General features: G+C 59.9%; 5 protein-coding genes. 2 read left to right on the top strand and 3 right to left on the bottom strand.

Features of this window, described 5'->3' with window-relative positions; genetic code table 11:
- Positions 1-73: 73 nt before the first annotated feature.
- Both VGI36_19300 and VGI36_19295 read right to left on the bottom strand, forming a co-directional pair.
- Positions 74-550, bottom strand: coding sequence for a DUF1214 domain-containing protein (locus VGI36_19300; GenBank protein ID HEY2487296.1), 477 nt, complete (start codon positions 548-550; stop codon positions 74-76).
- A 19-nt stretch (positions 551-569) separates the two neighbouring features.
- Complete coding sequence (locus VGI36_19295; GenBank protein HEY2487295.1) at positions 570-1,034, bottom strand: DUF1254 domain-containing protein; 465 nt, start codon at positions 1,032-1,034, stop codon at positions 570-572.
- Positions 1,035-1,859: 825 nt separating this feature from the next.
- Between VGI36_19295 and VGI36_19290 the strand changes: the two genes are divergently transcribed.
- Both VGI36_19290 and VGI36_19285 read left to right on the top strand, forming a co-directional pair.
- Positions 1,860-4,079: an Ig-like domain-containing protein gene (locus VGI36_19290; protein HEY2487294.1), complete on the top strand. Its 2,220-nt coding sequence runs from the start codon at positions 1,860-1,862 to the stop codon at positions 4,077-4,079.
- A gap of 461 nt (positions 4,080-4,540) precedes the next feature.
- Positions 4,541-5,581, top strand: coding sequence for a hypothetical protein (locus VGI36_19285; protein ID HEY2487293.1), 1,041 nt, complete (start codon positions 4,541-4,543; stop codon positions 5,579-5,581).
- Between the two features lie 67 nt (positions 5,582-5,648).
- On the opposite strand, the gene asnS is transcribed toward VGI36_19285, so the two are convergent.
- Positions 5,649-6,515: asparagine--tRNA ligase (asnS, locus tag VGI36_19280; GenBank protein HEY2487292.1), on the bottom strand; the 867-nt coding region annotated here is incomplete at its 5' end.

The raw sequence follows: 6,515 nt of genomic DNA, 5'->3' as shown, positions 1-6,515 counted from the left end.
GTTTTGCCGAATCCGAAAGTCCCGGAGAAGCAGGACCTTTCGAGCAGATGCCGGGAGACAGTGGGACCTCGTTTTATCGTGCCTCTTTCACCGCCGGAATCGTCCAGCTACCGTCCAGTAGCGATAGAGGCGTCTCGCTAGGCCAGTACAAGCGGAGCATGAGAAACAAACTTGTCGGCTGGCGCCGGCAACCAGTTAGATTTCTCGCCCTTGCCGGTGACTCGTGCTGAATCAGTAGGTCGACCGAACCGTCGGCCTTCGTCTTGAGATTATTTCGCGCGCTGAGCGTGTACCGGTTGAGCGGATTTGCAACGAAGAAGTAGTTCGCGTCGTGCATCGTCAGTGACCAAAACCCCTTGGCGGGCGGCATCTGGTCCTTGTCCAAATGCATGACGTATTTGTTGGCCCCCGAGTACGGCTTCCCCGCGGCGTCAACTTCCGAGGTTGGATAGATTGCATCCTGCGGTCGGTTCGCGCCAAGCCCGTAATACGTGACCGTCGCGCGATCCAGATAGTTGGTGCCGTAGATGCCGGTGACTCCGGGGAACACCAGCCATTTTCGAATTTCCCTACATCTTTGATGTAGCCCATGCCGCATCGAGCGCATTCACCTGATCGCGCACCGGAGTTTTTATGTCGATGCTCGAGTCGTAGATCCGTCCAAGGATCCAGATGAGGTTAGTTGGCGATTTGTACTCGGTTACACCGCTCGGGAGACTGCCCGACCAATGCGGGCCGGTAATTGCATAGTTCTGTGCGCCGGTGCCGGTAGTTCGTGTGCCCGGGTCCTGAAATACCGTCGTCCACGCGTCGAGCATCGGAAAAAGATAGAAGCGGCCCTGCGCGTCGGGCAGGCTCAGGACGTATGGTTCCTTCGAGAGGTCGAGCCAGGCAGACGAATAGAGCGTGTCGGCGTTGGGTGCGGTCACGTCGCGGAACGCGGCCGTCGGATACGTCCGAGCGCTGGCAAATTGCCCCATCGGAGCGTGCAATCCCTGCAGTGCGGTGACGTTCGTGGTTATCCGCCGAGTCATTTCCATTGTCACCAGGGGATAACCGAAAACATACGCATCGGTCGCGATGGTGGTCGCTTCGTCAGCGCGCAGAGGAGCTGGAGTTTGCTGTTTAATTGGAAGACCCGAACCGGCCCGAAGAGCCAAATTCTCTGCGTATCCCGTGGAGGTTCCGAAAATAATGGCCTCCGGGCACCGCCCTTACAATTGGACTTGAGGGAGGTCGCGGCTTCTGCTGGCGAACATCATGGTCGCACGAAGAAAACCGTCAACCTGCGTGTGCCGAGAGGCCGAGTCTCACTGAAACGGCCATTCGCCATAGCTGTCTTCTTCGAGGGCGTCGTTTTCGCTTCTCGTCGCCTAGTTGAGGGGTCTAGTAAAACGACGAGCTTCTTCGGCGTCGAGAGAAGGCATACGGGCATCCTGTGCGCATAGTCTTCTAGCATCGGCGTTTCCGAGCCTCACCAACGTCGAAGGTCTCATCGAGGGAACCGCTTCGCCGCCACCATCGTCGAGAGTCGTGACATCGGCGGCGATGGCCCACGATTTGTCCTGGAAAGTGGGGCTGAGCCTTCGGGAATTCGGATCATGTCGCAAAGAATAGATGAACTCCTGACGTCCGCGGGACAGGTCGCTTTTGCCAAAATCGCCTCTCGTGGTATTGGAGGTAGGGCGAAATCAACCATCGGACGCAAAATCCTACCGAGCACTATTCTCCTGTTGGGGGGAGACATGGAGTGCCCGAAGAGACAGGGTATTCATTGGTCGTCCTTTCGAGCGATTAGCTCCGCTAAAGTTACGCGCGGTCTTTTCCCTCGGCTCTTACTGATCTTCGCAATTCCGATTTTGCTCGGCAGTTTCCTGCAGGCTTGCGGCGGGGGCGGCGGGGGCGCTCCAGTAACGAATATCAAATCAATCACCATCGACCCGGTTAATTCGTCGATCGCTGTTGGGACCAATGTACAACTGCACGCCACCGCCAACTTCAAGAATAAGACCACGAAAGATGTCACCGATTCCGTGACCTGGGAGTCTGCAGACGAAACCGTGGCGACTGTCAGTAACGCGGCTGCCCAGAAGGGGCTTGCTGATGGAAAAGGCGTCGGCGCGACCAAAGTGAAGGCCAAGCTCCACGGGATAGCCGGGATCAGCACCTTCACCGTCACCAACGCCACCTTGAAGTCGATCACGGACCAACCGGTCAACCCGCTGGTGGCCAAAGGCACCACCGTGCAGGAGGTCGCACTAGGGAATTTCAGCGATGGGAGTGTTCAGGATCTCACTACCCAGGTGAGTTTTAGCTCGGGCAATAGCTCGATTGCCCAAGTGGATAACACGTCAGGCACCATCGGGCTGGTCACGGGCGTGAGTCCCGGGAACACGCTAATAACTGCGACCCTCAACGGCATCGAGGGCTCGACCACTGTCACCGTGACTGCGGCGACCTTGACCTCGATTACTATTGCCGGCGCGATCGATTCAATCGCCAAGAAGACGACGCTACAGCTGACCGCAACATGCAACTTCAGCGATGGCACTACCCAAGATTGCACGAGCCAGCTTAGCTGGACCACCGGCGACAGCGGGATCGCACAGGTCAGCGACACGTCACCGACCAAGGGGTCGGTCACGGGTGCGGGTGCCGGAAACGCCACAATCACCGGCTCGCTCGGCGGCATCCAAGGTTCGGCGATGGTTATCGTGACGGCAGCGACTTTGACTTCGCTTACCATCACACCACCCGACGCTTCCCTCGCGAAGGGGACCGAGATGCAGCTGATCGCCACCGGCAACTTCAGCGATGGGACTACCGAGGATCTCACGAGTCAGGTGAGCTGGACCTCGGATGACAATGCTACGGCGCAGGTCAGCGACGCGCCGGGGACTGAAGGGATGGTAACGGGCCTGGGTGCGGGGAGTAGCGCAATAACCGCGACCCTCGACGGCGTCCAGGGTTCGACTACGCTCACCGAGACCGCCGCGACCTTGGTGTCGCTTACCATCACACCGCCCGACGCTTCGATCGCGAAGGGGACCGAAATGCAGCTGATCGCTACCGGCAACTTCAGCGATGGGAGTACGGAGGATCTCACGAGTCAGGTGAGTTGGACCTCGGGCGACAATGCGATCGCGCAGGTCAGCGACGCAGCCCGGACCAAAGGGTTGGCCACGGGCCTGGGTGCGGGGAGTAGCGCAATAACTGCGACCCTCGACGGCGTCCAGGGTTCGACCACGGTCATCGTGACCGCCGCGATCGTAACCTCGATTACGGTCGACCCCGACGATCCTTCTATCGCCAAAGGCACCACGGTCCAGCTAAACGCGACTTGCGACTTCACTGATGGCACTACTCAGAATTGCACGAGTCAGGTGAGCTGGACCTCGGGCAACAACGTGATCGCGCAGGTCAGCGGCGCGCCGGGGACTGAAGGGTTGGTCACGGGCATCGGTGTGGGAAGCACCGCAATAACCGTTACCCTCAACGGCGTCCAGGGCTCGACCACAGTCACCGTGACTGCCCCGACTCTGACCTCGCTTACCATCACACCGGCCGTTCCATCGATCGCCAAGGGGACCACGGTGCAGCCGACCGCCAGCGGGACCTTCAGCGATGGGACTACCGAGGATCTCACGAGTCAGGTGAGTTGGACCTCAGGCAACAATGCGATCGCGCAGGTCAGCGACGCAGCCGGGACCAAAGGGTTGGCCACGGGCCTGGGTGTCGGGAGCACCGCGATCACTGCGACGCTGAGCGGCATCCAGGGTTCGACCACGGTCATCGTGACCGCCGCGACCCTGACTTCGCTCATTGTCACACCCGCCAACCCTAGCTTGGAGAAGGGGATGCTGCAGATGACTGCAACCGCCGTTTTCTCCGATGGTACTACCCAAAACGTGACGTCACAGGTCGATTGGATCTCCTCGAACGAGACCGTTGCGCACATTATCAGCAGTTCATCACCGGTGACCAACGGTCGGTTGATGCCCAAAAAGCCTGGGGTAACCACGATAACAGCAACCCTCGGCGGGGTTCAGGGTTCGACACTTGTCACCGTCACTCCATGAACTCCTTGGTTGCATGTCGGCAGAACTGGTCGGTCAATTTTGAGGGCGGAATCGATTATCGACGGCAGGCAACGTAATTAGCATCTCACCCGCAACGCCCCCCGGCGCCGCGCTGCCCACACCCTTGGAGCCGTGGATGGTTGTCCCAAAGAGCCACCCCCACTCAACAGGATGGCCACCTTCAATAACGATGCGGATTCCGTAGCCGCTCAGCATCGAGATATTGTTTCTCGGCGTCAGTGCGCTAAACGTACAACTCGCCCGCGTAAGTTCATCGATCAAACCGCCAGTTCCCTTCGTCAACAACCCTAGAGCTCTAGCAAGATTCGTCAGGCGTCGGCTTGCGGTGGACTGCGTTCAAAAAGGGGGTGACCTGAAAACGCCTTCTGTCTCCTAACCCCACAAGGGTTTGACTCGCTTCCCACGCCTAACGTATGTTAGGGAAGAGTTTGGGAACCGTCATGCTGCATGAGTCACGACTTTCGTTCAGCGCGCAGGAGCTACTTGCCAACGTTCCGGTTGCGGAACCTCTTATCGTGAGGGGTGTGCGATGCCACGGCGGGTTCGATGCCGATGGAGGCTACCATTCGCCCCGGACTCTGTGGCGGGTGCCCGCGGTGCAGGCTTGGCAGCGTCAGCATCTTGCGACTTCGCCGCTTCCGCTGGTGGAGATTCCCGAGGATGTTATTCCACCGCATTCGATCGGCGCCGCGCAGGCCAAGTTCCTAATTCGGAAGGGCGTGCGCGAACCGATCATTCGCCTACTTACGGAAATCGCGATCGTCGAGGGTTTCGGTGCGATGATTCGGGAATTGCCGGTGCCCTCGCTCAAGTCGTTTGTGCGCGAAGAAGTCACCGGGACCGCGCTCGAGCATCTGTCGCGCGGTTTGTTCGAAGCGCACGCACGCGACGAGGCGGGATGGGAACAGGAGGGCGGGCATCGCCAGATGTGGGATGCGGCGCGAGACGCCGCGTTCTCCAATCCGTTTATCTCACCGGAAGTTTTCGCCGGCATCATGGCGCGGCGCGGCCAGGAACCGCTCCCGCTGTTTCCGGAATTGGGTCCGCAGGTCGAGCGGCTGGTCCGCTTCATGGTGAACGTACTCGCGATCGAAGTGTTCGCGCGTTCTACTTTCGCGTGGGCCGAAGAAGTGCTGTCGGACCCCGCGGTTTCCGATGCACCCAAGGAGGCGACCGACCTGGTTCGCGACATTCGCTCCGACGAAGCGCCCCACGTCGAGTACCTGCGCACCGCGTTGTCCGAAATCACGGCGCGCACGCTCTATGGTGCCCACGGCCGCGAGTACTCCGGCCAAGAAGTAGTGAGCGCCCTCATGGATCGCACCCTGGGCGCGATGACTCGCCAGCGGCAGACCGAACGTATTGCGCAGCTGCACGAAATGATTCGCCGCAGCGCGAATCGTACCGATGTGGAGGACTTGATCGCGCAGTACGATGCGCTGGCAACGGAGTGGACCCCGCCGGCACGTTACGCTGCGTGAAGCGGTATTTGCCAGCCACCGCCCGCGTTGTTCGGCATCTTGTGAGGTAGACTAACGACAGAAGGGTTCAGGGCTCGATTCTTTCCATCATCCTGGGGAACGGGATGCATTCGCGGATGTGGTGAATGCCGCAGAGCCATCCGGTCATCCGTTCGATACCCATCCCGAATCCGGCGTGCGGAACCGAGCCGTAGCGGCGCAGATCGAGGTACCATTCGAACGGTGCGAGCGGCAGGTCGTGTGCGAGAATCTTATTCTTGAGCGTTTCGAAATCATCCTCGCGCTGTCCGCCGCCGATGATCTCGCCGTGTCCTTCGGGTGCTAGCATGTCGACGCACAGCGCGACCTCGGGCCGCGCGGGATCCTGCTTCATGTAGAATGCCTTGCACTGGGTCGGATAGCGATGAACCAGCACCGGGCGGTCGAACTCGCTCGATAAAATCGTCTCTTCGTCGCCCCCGAAATCTTCGCCCCACTTGACCGCCGCGCCGCTCTGGCCAAGCCGCTCGATGGCTTCATCGTAGGTGACGCGCGGGTAGGGCGTTTTCGCGGCGGGCTCAAGTTTGGAAATGTCGCGCTCTAGGGTGTTCAGCTCGGTACCACGCCGCTTAAGCACCCGCTGGACGATGTATGAAACGAAGTCCTCGGCCAGGCGCATATCGTCGTCGAGGTCGAAATATGCGACCTCCGGCTCGACCATCCAGAATTCCGTCAGATGGCGGCGGGTCTTGGATTTTTCCGCGCGAAAGGTCGGGCCGAAGCAGTAGACCTTGCCGAAGGCGAGCGCGCCCGCCTCGGCATAGAGCTGTCCGCTCTGCGTCAGATAGGCCTTGCGCTCCCCAAAGTAGTCGAGCTCGAACAGGTTGCTGGTGCCTTCGCACGAGGTGGGGGTCAGGATCGGCGCATCGAAGAGCACGAAGCCGCGCTCGTGAAA

The sequence above is a fragment of the Candidatus Binataceae bacterium genome (genome assembly GCA_036495685.1).
Lineage (GTDB): Bacteria > Desulfobacterota > Binatia > Binatales > Binataceae > JAFAHS01.
This window is presented reverse-complemented; position numbering and strand designations above follow the sequence as displayed.